Below are 20,349 nucleotides of genomic sequence, written 5' to 3' on the forward strand. Positions count from 1 at the left end.
GCGCGACGGTTTTAACGCTTATACGCAGTCTCCTCGGGGACCGGCTTTCTTGCCCCCGTAGCGACAATGCGCCAAGGCGCATCGCGCAGGCATCAGCACCGGGATGCCAGGACCCTACGACTTCACGTCCGCAACAGCATCGTTCGTCCGCGCATCAAGGATGCGCTGCGAGCTCTCACGTCCATCGCATCCCCGCCTCTCGTGTCGTGACGATCGCGCGCAACGCCCCTCTCGTCGAGGCGGGATGGGCACAGTAATCCTGATTTTCTGAAAAAGCGAAAGCGATTAATTTTCCGCCGCGGGGCTGGACAGGGCAAATCAGCCTGAATGTGCTGCTGAAATTGGCTGTTGCGCGCGGGCATCCAGCGGGCTCGCTGGCGTCGGCATTCCGTGATTCCGTCACCACGTCGCTCCGATTTGCCCGTCGGATCGCGGATGCGAATTGAAACATCGCTCCGCTGCGAGATGTTTGATTGGCCGCTACCCGCGACCCCTCCCCGCAAGGGGGAGGGGAGACGAAGCGGCGAGCGCGTCGCCGCACATCGATGGTGTCAGCAGGATGAGCGGGGGCGCTATCAGTTCCGGACAGCGCCGACCGTGGTGACGGCCTCGGCGGAGGCGCTGCGGTGGTGCGGCGAGAGCACCGAAAGCTGAACCGGGGTGGCGGGCATGTCCGCGCGGGTCAGCGTTGCCACAGGTGCCTGCTGGTCGGCAGCGGAAGCGCCGATAACCGTGAGCTGATGCTGGGTCGCCGGGAAGGACGAGACTTCGTAGGTCGGGAGCTCGCCGGCGGCGGCCGCCTGCAGCGTGGCGAAAGCGAGCAGAGTGCCCGGAATCAGATATTTCGCGAAGGTCATGGGAAGCCCTTTGGTTGACGAAGTGTTCGATCGCGTGATCCGCAATCGCATTCCGCCTTCCTTGACCGCTCCCTAAACCTGGTTCGCTTGTAAGTTATGCGGGCCCCGTTTGACAATTCATTCTTTTGCGATGCAACAAAAAAGGCAGTAAGATACCTGCCTCAATTTGGATTGCGAATGGCATGATTGCGATCTGTGATGATCATCGCCGGAGTCACAACGGCACGCGCGCGAAAGCGAATCGGAATCCATCAGTTAATTGGGATCGCGAATCGCACACGGTCCGCTAATCTTGCCGGGGACCCGCCGATCTCTCGTCGCCGTAGATCTGCGTTCCCGGTGAAATTGCGATCAGAAGGATCGGATATGTTCGATCATCGCGGATGGCCCGCCGTCCGAACTGTGATCCGCTCCGCCGTCGTGATCCTGGTCTCGGCAGCGGCTGCCCCTGCCCAAGACGCGCATTGGTCTCCATTTTGGGATGAATTGGCGGCACGATCCGATGCAAAGGTCATTGATGGCGTCAGCGACAAGGGCGAGCCGACGCGGCGGATCGAGCTCTCATCGGGGGTGTCGTTCGATTTAGAGCGGCATGCAGATCAAATCACCAGCATGGGGAGCGACCATACGGGCCTTGGGGCGGTCCAATGCAGTTGGGAGATCTATGTCGCGGTCCGGGCCTACGTCGAAGCATGCGTCCCGGGTGAAGATCGGACCTTTGAAGTTGATCTGGATGATGCGATCAAGCGCATGAATGACTTTATCGTCGAGAACAGCCTCGTCCCGGTGACCAAGTCGCAGCTTCAGGATGCTGTCGAGCAACGCAAGCGGCAGGTTGGAGATGCTGTGCGCGGACAGTCCAATGGCGATCACACCAAGCAATGCGAAGCGGACGCTGTTCGTCCGATCAGTCTCGCATTGAGGTCGATGTCTCACGACGCGCGGGTTTCAAATCTGAATAGGCTCTTGTCCGTCAAGCGACCGCCTGTGATGAACCCCTGCCTCTGAGGGTGCCGCCCGCGCTCATTGTTTCCCGTTCAAATCCTCCTCCAGCGATAACTTCAATTCCAGCAGCGAACGTCCCACGATGGAGCGCAAGCTCGGATCGATCAGGATCGCTTCATTGATGTTGGCGCGGGCATCAGCCAGTTCGCCCTTGCCCAGCAAAGCCAGTCCGCGGCCCATATAGGCGCAGGCGCGGCGCGGATCGAGTTTGAGCGCATGGCTGAAGTCGGCAATCGCTCGGTCGTGCTCGCCCTTCTTGTTCCAGACCAGACCACGATCACAGTAAATCCCGGCGTCCGCGAAGGTGAATCGGATTGCTCGATCAAAGTCGGCGAGGGCACGATCGAGTGCGCCGAGCCGTCGCCATAGCTCGCCTCGATCACGAAACGCGGTGGGGTCGTCTGGAGCGACACGAATCGCCGCATCATAGTCCGCGAGCGCGCGATCGGTATCACCCTTGGATTCCCAGGCCTTGGCGCGGTTTCTGAAAGCGGTCGCATCACGCGGGTTGCGTTCAATCGCCCGATCGAACGTAGCCAGCGCTTGCTCGATCTCGCCTTGAAGCGCGTTTGCGTCCGCCTCCTGCTGGTCGTGTGGCTCGCTGGCCGTTATTGGCGCGGGTGGGACAGCAGCAACCTCGACCCGTGCTTGTCCGGTATCTTCATCAGTTCTGTTCGTCTCGATGCTCGTCGCATGTTCACCTTCGACGATGCTGGTTACCGGAATCCAGACGAGCTGTGCAATCATGGCGACGCCGAATATCACCACAGCAATGGCGCCGCTGAGGTATTTCCAGCTGACAGTATCGTTTCGATCAATGCGAAGCGGGCTATGGAACAGCATGGTGATCTCCTACCGCGCAGTTCGTGCAGATGTGATCCGGACGGCGGAGCGTTCGGGTCGGCGAGGACGAACGCCATTCGCGCCTCGACACGATCCTCGGCGACGAAGACCTGAAGGCACTTAAGGTGCAGTGACCGAAGCCTTGACCGCCGTCACGCCGTTCGCAGGACGACGGAGTAGCCGGCGCCATCCTTGGTGATCGTGCCAAGTCCGGGCCATGGGAAATGCGTGCCGCAGATCAGCATCCTGTCTGCAACGACCCGATCCATCAGCTTGCGGCGGCTGGTCTCGGCAAGCACCGCATCCTGGTCGAAAACGCCGTGCCAGCCCGGGTGTGCCGCGCACAAAGCCGGCACATAGACGGTGTCGTTGGAAAACATCAGCTGTTCGTTCCCGGAGCTGAGGTGGAACGCTGTATGCCCCGGTGTGTGGCCTGGCGTGCTCACAAAGCGGATTCCAGGCACGACCTCGTCTTCACCATCGACCGGAAGCACGTTCTTCCACATTGCCACGACGGCCTGAATGCGCCGCGCGAGCGGTCGGCGCGCCTCCGGCAGTCGATCGATCACCGCCGGATCGGTCCAGAACTTGTGCTCGGCCGCCGGAACGATGATCTCGGCCGAAGGAAATACCGGCGCATCAGTGTTCTTTCCGAGCAGCCCAAATATGTGATCGGGATGGTAATGCGAGACAAGGACCGTTTCGATCTGCTTGGGATCGATCCCCACTTCGTTCAGGTGCCGGATCATCTTGCCGGAGACGAACGCCGATTGAGGGTTGAACGCCTGCACCTGATCACCGCCGCCGGCGTCGCACAGAATGATCTTGCCCTTCAACTTGACGACGAAAACGGTGATCGGAATCGTGACGAAGTCGGTTGTAAATCCGCCGGCTGCCAGGGCCTGCTTGGTCTCATCGATGCTGGCATTGCTGAAATAGGCTGGGTCGTGGGCCTTTTCCCAGATGCCATCATAGAGAGCGATGATCTCTGCCTCGCCGACCGTATATCGGAAATGACCGCGGGGCGGGTCTGGTGTCTTCGCGCGCACCTGTTGCGCGTGTTGCGCTTGGTGCTTGTGTCGCGCGTGGTGCCGGTGTCGCGCGGCAGCAGCAGTCGGTAAGCTCAGCCAGCCATCAAGCCCGAACGCAGCCGAGGCCACGGCGGCTGACACGATGAAATCTCTGCGAGTTGTCGTGGGCATAGGGCCCTCCCGATCGCATTAGTTCCCCGCTTTGGTGGCCCGATATTTAAGGGCCGGCCGGAACTGCGCCGGGCGCCAATTTGCGCCTGTTGGCAAATTTCGCGATCGCTGTAAGGCCGCCGCTAGGCAATAGTGTGGCGAGCATCATTAAAAATGCTCATGTGGTGATCCGGATAACTACTGACATGGGTGCTTGCGCACCGCTTTGCCCAGCGGACGGCGACTGATCAGCTTACGAATTCGTCGCGCTTGTAGCCTTGGGCGTAGAGCAGGGCGGTGAGATCGCCATGATCGATGCGCGCGCTCGCGGCGGCCGAGACCGCAGGCTTGGCATGATAGGCGACGCCGAGGCCGGCCGCCTCGATCATGCCGAGATCGTTGGCGCCGTCGCCGACCGCGAGCGTATCGATCTCGTCGAGGTCGAAGGATTCACGCAATTCGAGCAGGGTCGCAAGCTTGGCGGCGCGGCCGATGATCGGCTCGCGCACCTCGCCGGTCAATCTGCCGGCGTCGATCACGAGCTCGTTGGCCCGGTTCTCCTGGAAGCCGAGCTTGGCCGCGATCGCATTGGTGAACAGGGTGAAGCCGCCGGAGATCAGGCAGGTATAGGCGCCATGGGCGCGCATCGTCATCACCAGCTCGCGCCCGCCCGGGGTGGTCACGATCCGCTTTCGCAGCACCTCGTCGACCACGCTGACCGGCAGGTCCTTCAGCAATGCGACGCGTTCGCGTAGCGCCGGCTCAAACGCGATCTCGCCGCGCATCGCACGTTCGGTGATGGCGGAGACATGCTGCTTCAACCCGGCGAAGTCGGCGAGCTCGTCGATGCATTCCTGGCCGATCATCGTGGAATCCATGTCGGCGAGAAAAAGCTTCTTGCGCCGGAACGCGGTAGGCTGCACGACAATGTCGATCGGCATGTCACCGCGCAGATCGCGCAGGCGGGCCTCGATCGCATGCACCTCACCCTCGCCTTCGAAGGGGATGTCGATCGCGACCTCGTCGAACAGCCATTGGGGTGTGCCGGGCGATGGCAACACGGCGAGGAATGCCTCGACGATCGTGGTGTCGAGCGCGGGATCGGCGGGATTGCATATGAAGGTGGCGACGAGAGACATCAGGTGACTTCGGAGACCGACAGTAAAGCCGTGCTTATCGCAGGGCCGACCGCCAGCGGCAAGTCGGCGTTGGCGTTCGAGCTTGCAGAAAAAATTGGCGGTGTGGTCGTCAACGCCGATTCAATGCAGGTCTACCGTGATTTGCGCGTGCTGACGGCCCGGCCGGCACCCGAGGAAGAGGCCCAGCTGCCGCACCGCCTCTACGGCCATGTCGATGCTGCCGTGAACTATTCAGCCGGGCTTTACGTCACCGATGCCGCCAAGGTGCTGGAAGAGGAGATGAGCGCGGGACGGCGACCGATCTTCATCGGCGGCACCGGGCTGTATTTCAAGGCACTGACACGCGGCTTGTCCGCGGTCCCGCCGGTGCCGGAGGAGATCCGAGAGGCGGTGCGGAACAGGCTCGCGCGCGCGGGCGTCGAGGCGCTGCATGCGGAACTTGCGCAGCGTGATCCCGACGCTGCCGCACGGCTGAAGCCGCGCGACCGCACCCGAATTGCACGGGCGCTCGAGGTGATCGAGGCAACGGGGCGGCCGCTCGCCGACTGGCACCGCGAGGCACAGCCGCCGCTGCTGCGCGAAGGCGCGTACCAGGCGCTGTTCCTGGCACCGGGACGCGAGACGCTGTACGCGCGGATCGACGCCCGGTTCGATGCGATGCTGAAAGCGGGTGCAATCGAGGAGGTGGAGCGGCTTGCCGCGCGCGGCCTCGATCCGCTGTTGCCCGCGATGAAGGCGCATGGCGTGCCGGCGCTGATCCGCTATCTCAAGGGCGAGCTGACGTTGGAGGAAGCCGCCACGATCGGCAAAGCCGATACCCGCCACTATGCAAAGCGCCAGTTCACCTGGTTCCGGCACCAGCTGCCGGAGTTCCAATGGGTGACGCCGGAGGCGGTGCGGGGTGCGGTTGAAAGTTGGATGATATCGTGATATCAGGATCGCCGAGAGGTTCTGATGGCCGATATACTGATCCGCAAAGTGGACGAAGCGACGAAAGAGCTGCTGCGGCTCCGCGCGGAACGGCGTGGCAAAAGTCTGGAGGCAGACCTTCGCGAGACGCTTGAGAGGCTGGCACGCGAGGAAGCGGAATCGCCTGATGATGCAGAGCCGTTTGGCAGCTGGCTCTTCGCGATTTCGAGACCAGGTGTGGACCTTGACGAAGCGCTTGAGACGATCCGGTCCGCGCCTGTTCGGCCCGTTTCGTTCGAATGATCCTGCTCGACACCAACGTCATCTCGGAGGTGTTGAAATCAGCGCCGGCACGACAGGTAATCGACTGGCTTGACGCCAATTTTTCGAACACTGCGATTTCGAGCATTGCGATTTTCGAACTTGGTGCCGGATTGGCGTTGCTCAGTGACGGGAGACGGAAGGCCGGTCTTCAGAACGCTATTGCCAGGACAATTCGCCGGTTTGGTACTCGCATCTACGCATTTGATACTGCTGCTGCGCAATCGGCAGCACTGCTGCTGGCGCAGGCGCGCGCGCAGGGACACGGATTACACCAGCTCCCAAATAAGCTCGCGGACCTTCAGATCGCCGGCATCGTATCGGCCTATGGGCTTGATCTCGCCACGCGCAACGTCGGTGATTTCAAGGGATTAGGATTGAGGCTGATCAACCCTTGGGCAGCCTGAAGGGCCTCATCGTCAGCGCCAGACTCAGACCGCGATAGCGAGGAGCAACAGTACGAAGCGATCCAGAGAGCCATTTGCGGAGGGCTGAACACTTCGCAATGACGGCATCGGCCAAATTCCCTCTCGCCGAATGTCGGAATCCGCGTTAACCTGACAAAATCGCGCTAATGGCGCCGCTGTGCCTTGACATTGAGGCATCTCGGGCTATGTTCGCGCAACCTTTGGGAAGTCCGCTCGGCATCATGCGCAACTTTATTGCCATTCTCCTTATCGCCGTCGTACCCAGGCGCACCGCCGGGGATGGCTAGCGGCCATCTGAAATCCGAGCGGTGCGCAGGGCCTCTTAGGGCCCTTTTTTATTGCCCAAACCACCACGAAGCCGACAGACCACCCTGATACCATCGAAAGCCGCTGAGAACAGCGATCCGGAGCCAGCCATGAGCGACAAGAGCCACGATCCGAACCAGATGACCGGCGCCGCCATGATTGTGCGCGCGCTCATCGACCACGGCGTGCAGCACATTTTCGGCTATCCCGGCGGTGCGGTGCTTCCGATCTATGACGAGATTTTCCAGCAGACCGAGATGCAGCACATCCTGGTTCGCCATGAGCAGGGCGCCGGCCATGCGGCGGAGGGCTATGCGCGCTCGACCGGCAAGCCCGGCGTCGTGCTGGTGACCTCGGGCCCGGGCGCCACCAACATGGTGACGCCCTTGGCGGATGCGCTGATGGATTCGATCCCGCTGGTCTGCATCACCGGCCAGGTGCCGACGCATCTGATCGGCAACGACGCCTTCCAGGAATGCGACACGGTCGGCATCACGCGCCCCTGCACCAAGCACAACTGGCTGGTCCGCAACGTCAACGATCTCGCCAAGGTCCTGCACGAGGCGTTCTATGTCGCCACCTCAGGGCGTCCGGGTCCCGTCGTCGTTGACGTGCCCAAGGACGTGCAGTTTGCGACCGGCACCTATCATCCGCCGCGCAAGTCGGACGTTCACGTCTCCTACGCGCCGCGCGTCAAGGGCGACGCGATGCAGATCCGCAAGGCGGTGGCGCTGCTCGCCTCCGCCAAGCGCCCGATCATCTATTCCGGCGGCGGCGTGGTCAATTCGGGGCCAGAAGCCTCGAAACTGTTGCGCGAGCTGGTCGAGATCACCGGCTTTCCGATCACCTCGACCTTGATGGGGCTGGGCGCCTATCCCGCCTCGGGCAAGAACTGGCTCGGCATGCTCGGCATGCACGGCACCTACGAGGCCAACATGGCGATGCATGATTGCGACGTCATGCTGTGCGTCGGCGCGCGCTTCGACGACCGCATCACAGGCCGCACCGACGCGTTTTCGCCGGGCTCGAAGAAGATCCACATCGACATCGATCCGTCCTCGATCAACAAGAACATCCGCGTCGACATCCCGATCATCGGCGATTGCGGCGACGTGCTTGGCGACATCCTCCAGGTGTTCAAGGCCGAGGCGAAGAAGCCTGATATCAAGGGCTGGTGGAGCGAGATCGCCACCTGGCGGGCACGCAAGTCGCTGGCCTACAAGCCGAACCGCGACGTGATCATGCCGCAATACGCGATCCAGCGCCTGTTTGAGCTGACGCGCGGGCGCGACACCTACATCACGACCGAGGTCGGACAGCATCAGATGTGGGCGGCGCAGTTCTACGGCTTCGAGGAGCCGCACCGCTGGATGACCTCGGGCGGTCTCGGCACCATGGGCTACGGCCTACCGGCCGCGATCGGCGTGCAGGTCGCCCATCCCGACAGCCTCGTCATCGACATCGGCGGCGATGCCTCGGTGCAGATGACGATGCAGGAGATGTCGACCGCCGTGCAGTTCGATCTGCCGGTCAAGATCTTCATCCTCAACAACAGCTACATGGGCATGGTGCGGCAGTGGCAGCAGCTGCTACACGGCAACCGGTTGTCGCATTCTTACTCCGAAGCGCTGCCGGATTTCGTCAAGCTCGCAGAAGCCTATGGCGGCGTCGGCCTGCAGGTGTCCAAGCCTGCCGATCTCGACGGCGCGATTCTGGAGATGATCTCGGTGAAGAAGCCGGTGCTGTTCGACTGCCGCGTCGCGGCGCTGGAGAACTGCTTCCCGATGATCCCCTCCGGCAAGGCGCATAACGAGATGATCCTGCCGACGGAGGCCGCGGACCCGGCCGCCTTTTTTGCCAGCGGCAAGGCGCTGGTTTGAGTCGGTCGGCTGATGTGATGAGCACGCGGAGCGCACCACAACCAACGCTGTCATCGCCCGGCTCGACCGGGCGATCCAGTACGCCGCAGCGTCTCGGCTGGAGCCGAGGTGGCACGGAGTACTGGATCCCCGCTTTCGCGGGGATGACCGACTGAGGGAATAATGATGTTCACTCTCGCTGAGCTCGAACAGGCCCACGCCATCGTCTCCGCCGCGGTGCCGCCGACGCCGGCGCATGCCTGGCCGCTGCTCGCACAGCGGCTCGGCACTCACGTCGTGGTCAAGCACGAGAACCACACGCCGGCCGGCGCCTTCAAGGTGCGCGGCGGGCTTACATACGTCCATCGTCTCAAGCGTGCGCATCCCGACACACGCGGATTGATCACGGCCACGCGCGGCAATCACGGCCAGAGCGTCGCTTTTGCGGGCCGCCGTCACGGCCTGCCGGTGACGATCTATGTACCCAAGGGCAATTCGGTCGAGAAGAACCGCGCGATGGCGGCGTTCGGCGCCGAACTCATCGAGCATGGCCATGATTTCCAGGAGGCGCGCGAGGAAGCCATTCGGCACGCCGCCCGCGACGGCCTGCGGATGGTGCCGTCGTTCCATCCGGATATCGTTCTCGGCGTCGCCACCTACGCGCTGGAGCTGTTTCGCGCGGCTCCCGATCTGGACGTGCTGTACGCGCCGGTCGGGCAGGGGTCGGGCATCTGCGGCTGCATCCTGGCGCGCGACCTGCTCGGGCTGAAGACCGAGATCGTCGGCGTGCAGTCGACCGAAGCGCCGTCCTATGCGCTGTCCTTTGCCGCGCGTACCGTGGTCGCAACCAACAGCGCCAACACGCGCGCCGACGGTCTCGCCACCCGCAGCCCCGATGCCGATGCGCTCGCGATTATCCTGAAGGGCGCCTCGCGCATCGTGCAGGTCACGGACGCGGAGATCGCGGATGCGATCCGGATTCTATGGACCGATACGCATAATCTCGCGGAGGGCGCCGGCGCGGCGTCGCTCGCGGCCGCGCTGCAGGAGAAGGGCAGGCTCGCCGGTAAACGCGTCGGCCTGGTGCTGTCCGGCGGCAACATCGATCTCGACCTGTTCAGGAGCTGGGTGATGCCGGGCGCGACGAACGTCGAGAAGGCGGCAGTGTCATGAGAGCACTCGGCGCGAGACAAAAACACGTAGTCATCGCCCGACTTGGTCGGGCGATCCAGTACGCCGCGGCGGCTGTGAGTCTCACGACGGCTGGTGTTTACTGGATGCCCGCTTTCGCGGGCATGACGGAAGAATAAGGGGACAACCATGAACCAGCCTGCATCGGCCTATTTCATCGAAGACCGTCACGATCCGAACGAGACGCACACGCTTGCGGTGCTGGTGCAGAACGAGCCCGGCGTGCTGGCGCGCGTCATCGGCCTGTTCTCGGGCCGCGGCTACAACATCGAGAGTCTCACGGTCTCCGAGACCGAGAGCCAGAAGCATCTGTCGCGCATCACCATCGTCACCACGGGCACGCCGATGGTGATCGAGCAGATCAAGCATCAGCTTGACCGCATGATCCCGGTCTATCGTGTCGTCGACATGACGCTGTCGGGGCGCGCGATCGAGCGCGAGCTCGCGATGGTCAAGGTGCGCGGCACCGGCGAGCCCCGCGTCGAGGCGCTGCGGCTGGCGGATGCGTTCCGCGCCCGGGTGATCGATGCCACCACCGAGAGCTTCGTGTTCGAGATCACCGGCAATAGCGGCAAGATCAACCAATTCATCGACCTGATGCGTCCGCTCGGTCTGGTCGAAGTGTCGCGAACGGGCGTGGCTGCGATCGGACGGGGACCCGAGGGGATGTGAGTCATGCTGGCGCGCGACTGGTACTATAACGAGCGGAGTAGGATCGGCCTCGACAATGCGGTCGCCTCGATCTGCGGCGCGGCCGACGACGCCGATCTGCGCGCCCGCGCGGCGCTGAAGATGCTCGGGGTGAAGCCGGGCTGGCGCGTCGCCGATATCGGCTGCGGCAATGGCGTGCTCGCCTGCGAAGCCGCGCTGATCGGGGCCGAGGTCGACGCCATCGACATTTCGCCGGCGATGCTCGCGCTTGCCGAGCTCTATACCCGCGATCGCCGCGCCGCCGTCCGCACCCAGTCCGCGGGCCTGCTGTCGTTCGCCTATGAGCCCAATTCCTACGACCTGATCGTCAGCGAGTTCACGCTGCATCATCTGCCGGACTTCTGGAAGGCAGTGGCGCTGGCGCGGATCTTCGCGGCGCTGAAGCCTGGCGCGAACTTCTTCCTGCGTGACATCGTCTATGTCGGCGTGCCCGACGGAACCGAGCGCTCGATCGAGCAATGGGCCGACTTCGCGATCAAGAATCATGATTTTTCGCGCGACAGCGTCATCACCCATATGCGCGACGAGAACTCGACCTTCGCCTGGGTGATGGAGCGGCTGCTGACCGAAGCCGGCTTCACCCTGATCTCGACGGACTATCATGCGCCGTTGCACGGCACCTATCTGCTGCAGAAGCCGGCGGAGCAGGGCTGAAGCGATGAGCCGACGCGGAATAGATCAGGTGGGAAACGCATCGTGGCCTCATGGTTCGAGACGCGCCGCAAGCGGCGCTCCTCACCATGAGGATTTGAAATGCTTCCGCGGGAGTGACCTCATCCTGAGGAGCATCGCGCAAGCGATGCGTCTCGAAGGATGGGCCGCGAAAAGACGGCCAAAGATAAACGTCTCGGAGGCTGCCTGAGCCATGTCGCAGCAACTGCTCTGGGCCTTCGTGATCTTCGCGCTGGTGATGGCGTTCACGCCGGGGCCGAACAACATCATGCTGCTGTCGTCCGGCGTCTCCTACGGCTTTCGCCGCACCGTGCCGCACATGCTCGGCGTCAGCTTCGGCTTCGCCTTCATGGTCGGCGCGGTCGGCTTCGGCCTAGGCGCGATCTTCATCGCCTACCCGGTGCTGCAGACCATCTTGAAATATCTTGGCGCGGCGTACCTGATCTATCTCGCGGCCGTGATCGCGATGTCCGGCTCGACCAAGCCGGAGGAGAGCAGGAGCCGACGTCCCATGACCTTCTGGGGCGCGGCGATCTTCCAATGGGTCAATGCCAAGGGCTGGGTGATGGTGATCGGCACCATCACCGCCTATGCCGCGATCGCGCGCTTTCCCGTCAACATCGTGCTGCAGAGCGCGATCAGCTTCGCGATGGCGGTCGGCTCGACCATTACCTGGACGTTGTTCGGGACCGCGCTGCGGCCGCTGCTCAACTCCGAACGCGCAGTGCGCGCCTTCAACATCGTGATGGCGATTTTGCTACTCGCCTCGCTCTATCCGGTCTTCATGGACGCATGAGGGAGGTTCTCGCCATGCGGATTGAGGGTTTCCCATGCGCGCCAAAATGCTCTAGACAACGGCCGAATTTCCATCGGGCGGCCGTCGCCTGAGTTTCAACTGTAACGGACTATCAGCCAATTCCGGCCACTGAAGAGGAACGACCATGCGTGTTTACTACGATCGCGACGCCGACCTGAACCTGATCAAGGGCAAGAAGGTCGTCATCGTCGGCTATGGCAGCCAGGGCCACGCCCATGCGCTGAACCTGAAGGATTCCGGCGTCAAGGAGGTCGCGATCGCGCTGCGCAAGGGCTCCGCGTCGGCCAAGAAGGCGGAAGCCGCCGGCTTCAAGGTGATGGAAGTCGCCGAGGCCGCGAAATGGGCCGATCTGGTGATGATGCTCACCCCCGACGAGCTGCAGGGCGACATCTATCGCGAGCATTTGCACGACAACATGAAGAAGGGCGCGGCGCTGGTGTTCGCCCACGGCCTCAATGTGCATTTCAATCTTCTTGATCCACGGGCAGACCTCGACGTGCTGATGATTGCGCCCAAGGGCCCCGGCCACACCGTGCGCTCGGAATATCAGCGCGGCGGCGGCGTGCCCTGCCTGATCGCGATCGCCAAGGATTCCTCCGGCAACGCCCATGACCTCGGCCTGTCCTACGCCTCGGCGATCGGCGGCGGCCGCGCCGGCATCATCGAGACCACCTTCAAGGAAGAGTGCGAGACCGACCTGTTCGGCGAGCAGGCGGTGCTCTGTGGCGGCCTGGTCGAGCTGATCAAGGCCGGCTACGAGACGCTCACCGAGGCCGGCTACGCGCCGGAGATGGCCTATTTCGAGTGCCTGCACGAGGTGAAGCTGATCGTCGACCTGATCTACGAAGGCGGCATCGCCAATATGAACTACTCGATCTCCAACACCGCCGAATACGGCGAATATGTCACCGGGCCGCGCATCGTCACCGCCGAGACCAAGAAGGAGATGAAGCGGGTGCTCGACGACATCCAGTCCGGCCGCTTCGCGCGCGACTGGATGCTGGAGAACAAGGTCAACCAGACCTCCTTCAAGGCCACCCGCGCCAAGCTCGCCCAGCACCCGATCGAGGAGGTTGGTGCCCGGCTGCGTGACATGATGCCGTGGATCAAGAAGGGCGCTCTGGTCGACAAATCGAAGAACTGAGGCTTGATCCCCGTTCTTGGTCACGAGATCGCGCAGACGCGATCTCGACGATCAAGAAGGGCGCTTTGGTCGACAAGAGCAAGAACTAAGCAGGCTATCACTGCTGGGTGCGGGATCGTGGGTTCGCCTGCGATCCCGTTGTCGTTTGTCCGTCCTCAACGGGATGATAGTTCCGAGCTATCTCGCAGAACTCGTTGCACTCTCTCTCCGCGTTCTTAGGGCCCCGACCAGCGTCGCTCGCGGCTCCGCGAGCGGCTCCTTGGTTAAGCGCAATCACACCCGGCGGTCAGGCGATATACGGCAGAACAACCCGGCTCTGTCGATCTGCGCCGGTATGAATGCGGTTGACGCCTCCGAACTCAGTTGCGGGTCGATCGGCTGAGTCATTGTGCAGGAACAGACCCGATCCCTTCATCAGGCCCTCCGCTCCGGGCCGCTCGAAGTCTTTGCCACCGATCGTCAACGCGAGTCGATAGCCTGCCGGACAGACGATGCTGGTGGGCCATATCTCAACATCGACCTCATATACCTCGTCGGGGCGCAACTTCGCGCTGTCATCATGGGGATGGTAGGGACGATATGGCGTCGATCGAGCGGGATCGATCTTGCGCTGCGAGGCGCGAAGCCAGCCCTGCGATACCGGGGCCTTTGGATCGTTGGCGCCCGTAAAGACGACCTCTGTCCCGTCGGCATCGAAGGCGCGAAGCGTGACGAAGATGTCCATGTCCGTCGTCGAGGATGACACGAATAGTTTTGCGGCAACAGGACCGGTGAACTCCGAATCTGCCGCAAACGGTGCGGTGAGAAAGCTGATTTCGTCCTCGAGCGCGCGATATGCCGTTGACGAGGACGACGCAGGCCGGTCCGTCGACATCGTCATCGATGTGGCGTCGAGATAAAAATTGTCCCACCTTGTTCGTGGCAGCGGCCACGTATCTGCCTTGCGCCGGTAAGGCCCACGCGGGTCGCGTATCGTCAGCTGAACCGGCGGCTCATTGTGAAATCCGTTGTTTTTTCCTTTCAGGAAGTAGTCGAAGAATCGTTTCTGCAGCGCGACGGCTTGCGGCAGATACATCGAGGCAAAATGCGTATCCGTATGCAATTCGAGCCACTTTTCGGGCGAGGCGGCCTCGATGAAGGCCGCAATGTTACCGCGTAGGTGAAGACCGAGTCCTCCCCAATTGCCGGCGGACAGGAATGGTGTCTTGATGCGCGCTCCGATGGGTGTGCGCAGCTTGAAATACGCATCATCGAATGGATGTTGCTGCCCGGCGGAATAGACATTCGACAGATTACCCGGAAGCAGCTTCGGATTAATCTCGGCGCCCGTTGACCGCTCTCCGGTGAAGCGATCGCGATAGGGGCTTGCACCATTGCCGTTCTGGTTCACCGCGATCTGCGTGTCCCACAGCAGCTTGAGGAAAGCCGACGAAAAGATCCCGCCGTGGCGATAGAAGTCCCGATAGTGATCGAACAGGCCTTCCCACGGGATCATTGCCGCAAGGTGCGGCGGTTGGAGAGCGGCGACCTGCCACTGCTTGACGGCCAAGTAGGACACCCCGAGCAGACCCACCTTGCCGGTGGACCAGGGTTGGACACCAGCCCATTCGATCGCGTCATAGAAATCGCGCGTCTGGAGCGGCGACATCATCTCGTAGAAGCCCGGGGACTTTCCGGTGCCGCGTGCGTCGATGACCACGATCGCATAGCCGTCCGGAATCCAGCGCTGTGGGTCGGGTACTTCCCAGGTCAGATATCTGCCGTCAGAGTCGCCGCGCACGATTTCGGGATGGTCGCGCAGAACAATGTCCCAATACCTCTTGAAGTCGACCGCGACATCGGAGTCTTTCCCATAGGGCGTAAAGGCAAGTATCGGCGGAACCTTGCCGCTAACATGGCGTGGACGAAAGACGTTGCAGCAGAGAACGTGCCCGTCGCTCAGTGGAATGAGTACGTCCTTCTCGACTATCAAGTCGCCATCCGAGGACAGGCCGGGCGGAATCGTCATCATCGCTTTCACACCTCACACTCGCGTGTTGCCGGCGGCGAAGCTGCGCGCGACCGGCTTGTTTCGCAGAGTAGCGGCGCTAGACGATGAATGTATTGGAAAAGCCGGACATAGCGAGCGCGGCATTCAGATTGCCGTATTGTGCCGCCGACGTGGACCTCAACAGCGCAGCGGGCGGGTGGCCCGTCATGAGCTTGAAATCGCGAATCAGATGAGCCTGGTCGGAATAGCCGCAGGCGTAGGTTATCTCGGCCCAATTCGCGCCGCGGCGACGTGCGGTGACGGCCTTTCCGAGGCGGACGATCCGGGCAAAACGCTTGATGCTCGTTCCTATCAGGGTGTGAAATCGGCGGGACAATTGCCGTTCGCCGATGTCGAGGCCTGAGGCCAAGTCGCGCACCGTGCAATTGGGATGATGCAGCAATGTCTGCACGGCGTGTCGTACCATGAGATCTGTCGCGTCTCGACGGATACGAGCAAACAGAAAACGTTGGATCAATCGCGCTCGCTCGGACCCATCTCTCGCTTCTCCCAGCATATCCTCGAGCCGAGAGACCGCGATGGGGCCAAAAAGATCGCGGAGCCCGATGTTGGCGTCTGTGAACTCGTTGAGGCCGTAACCCGTCAGGGCCGAAGCTGCCTCCGGTTTCAGGTGAATGATGAGAGCACCGACCGGTCCGGTGGGGCGTATCGTGATCGTTCCGGTTTGGACCCCTGTCATTCTTTGCCGGGAATTTCCGGGATTGATGCGCTGGTCCGATTCTGTCGGAGCCCGATAGTGGACACACAATGTCGGTGCGGCGGAGGGCAGCACCTTGAACGAGACGCCGCGTGCCAGCTCCGGATGGGCAAGGTCGACGTCCCAAATCACATCGACTACGTCGGCAATCTTCGGGTGCGGAGCAAAGAATTTGAACCCGGACAAGGGAGCCTCGACAAGTGATGTGGTTCGATTGGCCCTGGGGTGTGAAGCCGCCTCATCGTCGAGCGTTCTGTGACGCGTCGACCACCACTGAATATAGCAACTTATGAGCGGCCCGTATTGTATAAAGCAGACATTTGAGGGGCGCATCACATGCCAGGGCGGCGGCCGTAAGAGCCGGGAGGATGCTGATCGATCACCTTCCAACCGTCGGTGCTATCGCGTGTTACAATTGAAACAATCCGCTGATGATATCGAGCGTTCGCTCGTTTGACGGAACCACGGCCGGTGCCGACTGAGCTGGTGCGGCGCGAAAGCGGTGCGGGATAGATGCATCGGTTATTGGCATCCAGCGCCGCAGCGCCGCGCGCAGTTATCGATCGGAAAGAACTGGTGAACGGCATCATCGCCTGCGAGACCTCGCGATCAAACAATCAACGCGGGCCACGTCGGCTTCTTACAATACGGACGCGGGTCGGTCCGGCTACCAAGCTGCCTGTTAGTCGGACAACAAGTAGTTGGAGAGGATTGAAATGAGGCCGAACAACGCAAGGCGCGGCGCGGTACAAAAAATTTCATTGCTTATGATCGGATCACTGATGAGTTTGAGTATTTCTGTGGCTCCTGCGCGGGCTGAGGATGCCGAACTGGCCCGTGGCAAATATCTCGTGATCGTCGGCGGCTGCACCGATTGTCATACGCCCGGCCATCTTCTTGGAAAGCCGGACATGACCAGATTCCTGGCTGGTTCGGATGTAGGCTTTGCGATTCCGGGCATGGGAGTCTTTGTGGGCCGCAATTTGACATCGGACAAGGAAACCGGCCTCGGCTCCTGGACGCGGGAGCAGATCGCCACCGCCATCACAGCCGGCAAGCGGCCGGACGGTCGCGTGCTCGCCCCTGTCATGCCCTGGAGAGCCTACGCCCAGTTGACGAAGACGGACGCACTGGCCATCGCGGCATATCTGCAAAGTCTGCCGCCGGTGAGGCATGATGTCCCCGGCCCGTTCGGTCCCGACGAAAAAGTATCGGTCTTTGTGATGGATGTCCTGCCGGCCAATTTGCACAACGGCTTGCAGCAGTCCGCAAATGGGCAACCGGCGCAGACCCAATCCAAGTAAGGATCCGCTCGGGATCGCGACCCTTTACCTTGCCCTCGTACTCGAGGACCGTCCGCGGACAGATTCGATGCCGGTAGGACGTCCCCGAACTGCTGCAGGCCGTGGTCCCGTTGTCGTTTCTACGCGTCCCAGAGCTGGACGATATGCCCCGGCGAGACCTCGCGATACTGCCGCGCCGGCGGCTGATAGTCCGGCGCGCGCACCGGGCTTCTGATCTCGTCGTTCGATATGCCACGCCTGGTCGTACGGCGTGCCGGATCGGGGATCGGGACCGCCGCCATCAGCTTCTTGGTGTAGGGATGCTGCGGGTCCCCGAATACTGCAGCGCGCGGTCCGATCTCGACGATCTCGCCGAGATACATCACCGCTACGCGGTGGCTCATCCGCTCGACCACCGCCATATCGTGCGAGATGAAGAGGTAGGACAGCTTCATGCTGTCCTGCAGTTCCAGCATCAGATTGACCACCTGCGCCTTGACCGAGACGTCGAGGGCCGACACCGCCTCGTCCGCAATGATCAGCTTGGGCTGAAGCGCGAGCGCGCGGGCAATGCAGATGCGCTGCCGCTGGCCGCCGGAGAATTCGTGCGGATAGCGTCGTGCCATGTCCGCGCTCAGTCCGACGCGGACCAGGAGATCGGCGATCTTGTCGCGGGCCTCCGACGCTGCGGCAAGCCGGTTGGCGTGGAGCGGCGCGGCGATCGCCGCTCCGACCGACATGCGCGGATTGAGGCTCGCGAACGGGTCCTGGAACACGATCTGCATGCGCCGGCGCAAGGCGCGCAGCTCGCGCGCGCCCATGCCGAGCACATCCTCGCCGTCGACCACGACCGAACCGCTGTCCGGGGTGATCAGCTTGAGGATCGAGCGGCCGGTCGTCGACTTGCCGCAGCCGGACTCGCCGACCAGCGCCAGCGTCTCTCCGGCGTGAAGACTGAATGAGACGTTCTCGACGGCGTGCACGCGGCCCGCGATCCTGCCGAACAGGCCGGAGCGGATCGGAAAGCGCGTGGTCAGGTGCTTGACCTCGAGCACCGGCCGTTCGGTGCGCGCCACCGTGTCCGGCATCTCCACCGGCGTGTCAGACCCGCCGGTGACCTTATCGACGATCGGAAACCGCATGGGCTGCGCGCGCCCCGCCATGGAGCCGAGGCGCGGCACCGCCGAAAGCAGCGCGCGCGTATAGGCATGTGAGGGTGCGGTGAAGATCCGTGTAGTCCGGTCGGTCTCGACGGCCTCTCCGTGATACATCACCACGGTCCGGTCAGCGACCTCCGCGACCACGCCCATGTCGTGGGTGATGAACAGGATCGACATGCCCTCGTCCTGTTGCAGCTCCTTCAAAAGTTCGACGATCTGCGCCTGGATCGTGACGTCAAGTGCCGTGGTCGGCTCGTCGGCGATCAACAGCTTGGGCTTGCACGCCAGCGCCATGGCGATCATCACGCGCTGGCGCATGCCGCCGGAGAAGTGATGCGGATAGTCGGCGAACCGCGAAACGGCGGCGGGGATGCGGACATGATCGAGCAGGCGGATGCTCTCGGCCTCCGCCGCCGTGCGTGACAGGCCACGGTGATAGACCAGCGCCTCTGAGATCTGCGTTCCGATGGTCAGCACCGGATTGAGGCTCGTCATCGGCTCCTGGAAGATCATCGCGATCTCGTTGCCGCGGACCTCGCGCATGGCCTGCTCAGGCAAGGTCAGCAGCTCGCGCCCCGCAAGCCGGACACTGCCCTCGATGCGGCCACTCTGTTGCGGGATCAGCCGCATGATCGACAGCGCCGTCACGCTCTTGCCCGAGCCGGACTCGCCGACGATCGCCACGGTCTCCCGCGCGGCGACGTCGAAGGAGATGTTGCGCACCACGGGAAGCCATTGGCCGTCGCGGCTGAACGACGTGGTCAGTCCCGTGGCCGACAGGACCGGTGTTGCGACGGCGTCGAAGCAGGCTGGCGGGACAGGGCTCGTCATCATCAGTCCGGATCGTCAATAGCCGCGGTCACGATCGACGCGTCCGGGCAGGGCCTCGCCGCGGTGGTGGCGTGTGATGGTATCGAGCACGTAGTCCACCGCCGCCGCCGGCGAGGTCATGCTGGCGATGTGCGGGGTCAGCAGGATGCGCGGGTGGTTCCAGAACGGATGATCCGCAGGCAGCGGCTCACGCTCGGCGACGTCGAGCACGGCCGCCGACAGCATCCCTTGCGACAGCGCCGCCAGCAGATCGGCCTCGACCAGATGGCCGCCGCGTCCGACATTGACCAGGCTGGCGCCGCGCGGCAGCCGCGCGAAGAGCGGTTGGTTCAGGATGCCGCGGGTTTCGTCGGTCAATGGCAGCAGACAAATCAGGATGTCGGTGCGCGCCAGGAAGTCGGGCAAGGCATCCGCGCCTGCATAGCAGTCGACGCCGTCGATGGTCCGTGGCGAACGGCTCCAGCCTGCCAGCGGAAAGCCGAACGATGTAAGCCGGTCGAGCACGGCCTGGCCGAGCATGCCGAGCCCCATCACGCCGACACGGCGCTTGGCCGCCGGTGTGATCCGGATCTCGTGCCAAGTCTGCTCGCGTTGCTGCGCGATGTAGTTGACGAGATTGCGGTGCAGAGCGAGCACGGCCATGGTGACATATTCCACCATGCTCTCGGCAATGCCGGGCTCCATCATGCGGATCAGCGGAATGTGCGGGGGAAGTTTGGAGAGATCGAACTGATCTGCGCCCGCGCCGACTGAAAAGATCAGCTCGAGATTCGGGAAGGCTGTGCCGACATCCTCAGGCGGCATCCATGCCGCGAGATAGCGCACGTCCTTAGGTTCGCCGACGTCAGGCCAGAGGCGGAACGGCAGTTCGGGCGCGCGCGCCGCAAAGAAGCGCGCCCATTCCGCGCCGCGCTCTGTATTGGCCTTGTACAGGAAGGTCATGGG

The 20,349-nt window shown here is 62.7% G+C and carries 19 protein-coding genes; 11 read left to right on the forward strand and 8 right to left on the reverse strand.

What is annotated here, in order from left to right:
• Positions 1–575: 575 nt before the first annotated feature.
• A complete protein-coding gene (locus BRAS3843_RS26180) occupies positions 576–857 on the reverse strand; it encodes a hypothetical protein (RefSeq protein WP_008972116.1) in 282 nt (93 codons plus the stop codon).
• A gap of 366 nt (positions 858–1,223) precedes the next feature.
• Between BRAS3843_RS26180 and BRAS3843_RS26185 the strand changes: the two genes are divergently transcribed.
• Complete coding sequence (locus BRAS3843_RS26185) at positions 1,224–1,865, forward strand: hypothetical protein (RefSeq protein ID WP_008972117.1); 642 nt, start codon at positions 1,224–1,226, stop codon at positions 1,863–1,865.
• Between the two features lie 15 nt (positions 1,866–1,880).
• On the opposite strand, the gene BRAS3843_RS39030 is transcribed toward BRAS3843_RS26185, so the two are convergent.
• The 3 genes from BRAS3843_RS39030 to serB all read right to left on the reverse strand — a co-directional run bounded on the left by BRAS3843_RS39030 (position 1,881) and on the right by serB (position 5,025).
• Positions 1,881–2,705, reverse strand: a complete 825-nt coding sequence (locus tag BRAS3843_RS39030; RefSeq protein ID WP_008972118.1) for a tetratricopeptide repeat protein — start codon at positions 2,703–2,705, stop codon at positions 1,881–1,883.
• Positions 2,706–2,857: 152 nt separating this feature from the next.
• Complete coding sequence (locus tag BRAS3843_RS26195) at positions 2,858–3,907, reverse strand: MBL fold metallo-hydrolase (RefSeq protein ID WP_008972119.1); 1,050 nt, start codon at positions 3,905–3,907, stop codon at positions 2,858–2,860.
• Between the two features lie 227 nt (positions 3,908–4,134).
• Positions 4,135–5,025: a phosphoserine phosphatase SerB gene (serB, locus tag BRAS3843_RS26200; RefSeq protein ID WP_008972120.1), complete on the reverse strand. Its 891-nt coding sequence runs from the start codon at positions 5,023–5,025 to the stop codon at positions 4,135–4,137.
• A 3-nt stretch (positions 5,026–5,028) separates the two neighbouring features.
• On the opposite strand from serB, the gene miaA reads away from it, so the two are divergent.
• From miaA to ilvC, 9 genes are all read left to right on the forward strand, one after another.
• Positions 5,029–5,955, forward strand: coding sequence for a tRNA (adenosine(37)-N6)-dimethylallyltransferase MiaA (gene miaA / locus BRAS3843_RS26205; RefSeq protein WP_008972121.1), 927 nt, complete (start codon positions 5,029–5,031; stop codon positions 5,953–5,955).
• A gap of 24 nt (positions 5,956–5,979) precedes the next feature.
• Positions 5,980–6,237 (forward strand): plasmid stability protein, encoded by a 258-nt coding sequence (locus BRAS3843_RS26210; protein ID WP_008972122.1) that lies wholly within the window; start codon positions 5,980–5,982, stop codon positions 6,235–6,237.
• Entirely contained in the window at positions 6,234–6,662 is a 429-nt protein-coding gene (locus BRAS3843_RS26215; protein ID WP_008972123.1) for a PIN domain-containing protein, read from the forward strand. Before BRAS3843_RS26210 ends, BRAS3843_RS26215 begins: the two co-directional genes overlap by 4 nt.
• A gap of 437 nt (positions 6,663–7,099) precedes the next feature.
• Positions 7,100–8,869: an acetolactate synthase 3 large subunit gene (locus BRAS3843_RS26220; RefSeq protein ID WP_008972124.1), complete on the forward strand. Its 1,770-nt coding sequence runs from the start codon at positions 7,100–7,102 to the stop codon at positions 8,867–8,869.
• Positions 8,870–9,034: 165 nt separating this feature from the next.
• Complete coding sequence (locus tag BRAS3843_RS26225) at positions 9,035–10,021, forward strand: threonine dehydratase (protein ID WP_008972125.1); 987 nt, start codon at positions 9,035–9,037, stop codon at positions 10,019–10,021.
• Positions 10,022–10,168: 147 nt separating this feature from the next.
• A complete protein-coding gene (gene ilvN, locus BRAS3843_RS26230; protein ID WP_008972126.1) occupies positions 10,169–10,711 on the forward strand; it encodes an acetolactate synthase small subunit in 543 nt (180 codons plus the stop codon).
• A 3-nt stretch (positions 10,712–10,714) separates the two neighbouring features.
• Positions 10,715–11,404: a class I SAM-dependent methyltransferase gene (locus tag BRAS3843_RS26235; protein WP_008972127.1), complete on the forward strand. Its 690-nt coding sequence runs from the start codon at positions 10,715–10,717 to the stop codon at positions 11,402–11,404.
• A gap of 211 nt (positions 11,405–11,615) precedes the next feature.
• Positions 11,616–12,218, forward strand: coding sequence for a LysE family translocator (locus BRAS3843_RS26240; RefSeq protein ID WP_008972128.1), 603 nt, complete (start codon positions 11,616–11,618; stop codon positions 12,216–12,218).
• 145 nt (positions 12,219–12,363) lie between these two features.
• Positions 12,364–13,383, forward strand: coding sequence for a ketol-acid reductoisomerase (gene ilvC / locus BRAS3843_RS26245; RefSeq protein ID WP_008972129.1), 1,020 nt, complete (start codon positions 12,364–12,366; stop codon positions 13,381–13,383).
• A 286-nt stretch (positions 13,384–13,669) separates the two neighbouring features.
• Here the strand turns inward: ilvC and BRAS3843_RS26250 are convergent, their stop codons facing one another.
• Both BRAS3843_RS26250 and BRAS3843_RS39035 read right to left on the reverse strand, forming a co-directional pair.
• Positions 13,670–15,394, reverse strand: a complete 1,725-nt coding sequence (locus tag BRAS3843_RS26250) for a CocE/NonD family hydrolase (RefSeq protein WP_008972130.1) — start codon at positions 15,392–15,394, stop codon at positions 13,670–13,672.
• 76 nt (positions 15,395–15,470) lie between these two features.
• Positions 15,471–16,316, reverse strand: a complete 846-nt coding sequence (locus BRAS3843_RS39035; protein WP_008972131.1) for an AraC family transcriptional regulator — start codon at positions 16,314–16,316, stop codon at positions 15,471–15,473.
• 581 nt (positions 16,317–16,897) lie between these two features.
• Between BRAS3843_RS39035 and BRAS3843_RS26260 the strand changes: the two genes are divergently transcribed.
• A complete protein-coding gene (locus BRAS3843_RS26260) occupies positions 16,898–17,434 on the forward strand; it encodes a cytochrome c (RefSeq protein ID WP_008972132.1) in 537 nt (178 codons plus the stop codon).
• 119 nt (positions 17,435–17,553) lie between these two features.
• On the opposite strand, the gene BRAS3843_RS26265 is transcribed toward BRAS3843_RS26260, so the two are convergent.
• Both BRAS3843_RS26265 and BRAS3843_RS26270 read right to left on the reverse strand, forming a co-directional pair.
• On the reverse strand, positions 17,554–19,404 hold the full coding sequence (locus tag BRAS3843_RS26265; RefSeq protein WP_244425472.1) for an ABC transporter ATP-binding protein: 1,851 nt from the start codon (positions 19,402–19,404) through the stop codon (positions 17,554–17,556).
• 15 nt (positions 19,405–19,419) lie between these two features.
• A complete protein-coding gene (locus tag BRAS3843_RS26270; RefSeq protein WP_008972134.1) occupies positions 19,420–20,346 on the reverse strand; it encodes a glyoxylate/hydroxypyruvate reductase A in 927 nt (308 codons plus the stop codon).
• Positions 20,347–20,349: the final 3 nt, after the last annotated feature.

It is taken from the genome of Bradyrhizobium sp. STM 3843 (assembly GCF_000239815.1).
Lineage (GTDB): Bacteria > Pseudomonadota > Alphaproteobacteria > Rhizobiales > Xanthobacteraceae > Bradyrhizobium.

Excerpts from the sequence above, each read along its gene's own strand:
- ilvC (WP_008972129.1), top strand. The coding sequence starts at position 12,364 with ATGCGTGTTTACTACGATCGCGACGCCGACCTGAACCTGATCAAGGGC.
- BRAS3843_RS26215 (WP_008972123.1), top strand. The coding sequence starts at position 6,234 with ATGATCCTGCTCGACACCAACGTCATCTCGGAGGTGTTGAAATCAGCG.
- BRAS3843_RS26225 (WP_008972125.1), top strand. The coding sequence starts at position 9,035 with ATGTTCACTCTCGCTGAGCTCGAACAGGCCCACGCCATCGTCTCCGCC.
- BRAS3843_RS26180 (WP_008972116.1), bottom strand. The coding sequence starts at position 857 with ATGACCTTCGCGAAATATCTGATTCCGGGCACTCTGCTCGCTTTCGCC.
- BRAS3843_RS26220 (WP_008972124.1), top strand. The coding sequence starts at position 7,100 with ATGAGCGACAAGAGCCACGATCCGAACCAGATGACCGGCGCCGCCATG.
- BRAS3843_RS26235 (WP_008972127.1), top strand. The coding sequence starts at position 10,715 with ATGCTGGCGCGCGACTGGTACTATAACGAGCGGAGTAGGATCGGCCTC.
- BRAS3843_RS26185 (WP_008972117.1), top strand. The coding sequence starts at position 1,224 with ATGTTCGATCATCGCGGATGGCCCGCCGTCCGAACTGTGATCCGCTCC.
- BRAS3843_RS26265 (WP_244425472.1), bottom strand. The coding sequence starts at position 19,404 with ATGACGAGCCCTGTCCCGCCAGCCTGCTTCGACGCCGTCGCAACACCG.
- BRAS3843_RS39030 (WP_008972118.1), bottom strand. The coding sequence starts at position 2,705 with ATGCTGTTCCATAGCCCGCTTCGCATTGATCGAAACGATACTGTCAGC.
- BRAS3843_RS26260 (WP_008972132.1), top strand. The coding sequence starts at position 16,898 with ATGATCGGATCACTGATGAGTTTGAGTATTTCTGTGGCTCCTGCGCGG.
- serB (WP_008972120.1), bottom strand. The coding sequence starts at position 5,025 with ATGTCTCTCGTCGCCACCTTCATATGCAATCCCGCCGATCCCGCGCTC.
- BRAS3843_RS26240 (WP_008972128.1), top strand. The coding sequence starts at position 11,616 with ATGTCGCAGCAACTGCTCTGGGCCTTCGTGATCTTCGCGCTGGTGATG.
- BRAS3843_RS26195 (WP_008972119.1), bottom strand. The coding sequence starts at position 3,907 with ATGCCCACGACAACTCGCAGAGATTTCATCGTGTCAGCCGCCGTGGCC.
- BRAS3843_RS26250 (WP_008972130.1), bottom strand. The coding sequence starts at position 15,394 with ATGATGACGATTCCGCCCGGCCTGTCCTCGGATGGCGACTTGATAGTC.
- BRAS3843_RS26210 (WP_008972122.1), top strand. The coding sequence starts at position 5,980 with ATGGCCGATATACTGATCCGCAAAGTGGACGAAGCGACGAAAGAGCTG.
- BRAS3843_RS26270 (WP_008972134.1), bottom strand. The coding sequence starts at position 20,346 with ATGACCTTCCTGTACAAGGCCAATACAGAGCGCGGCGCGGAATGGGCG.
- ilvN (WP_008972126.1), top strand. The coding sequence starts at position 10,169 with ATGAACCAGCCTGCATCGGCCTATTTCATCGAAGACCGTCACGATCCG.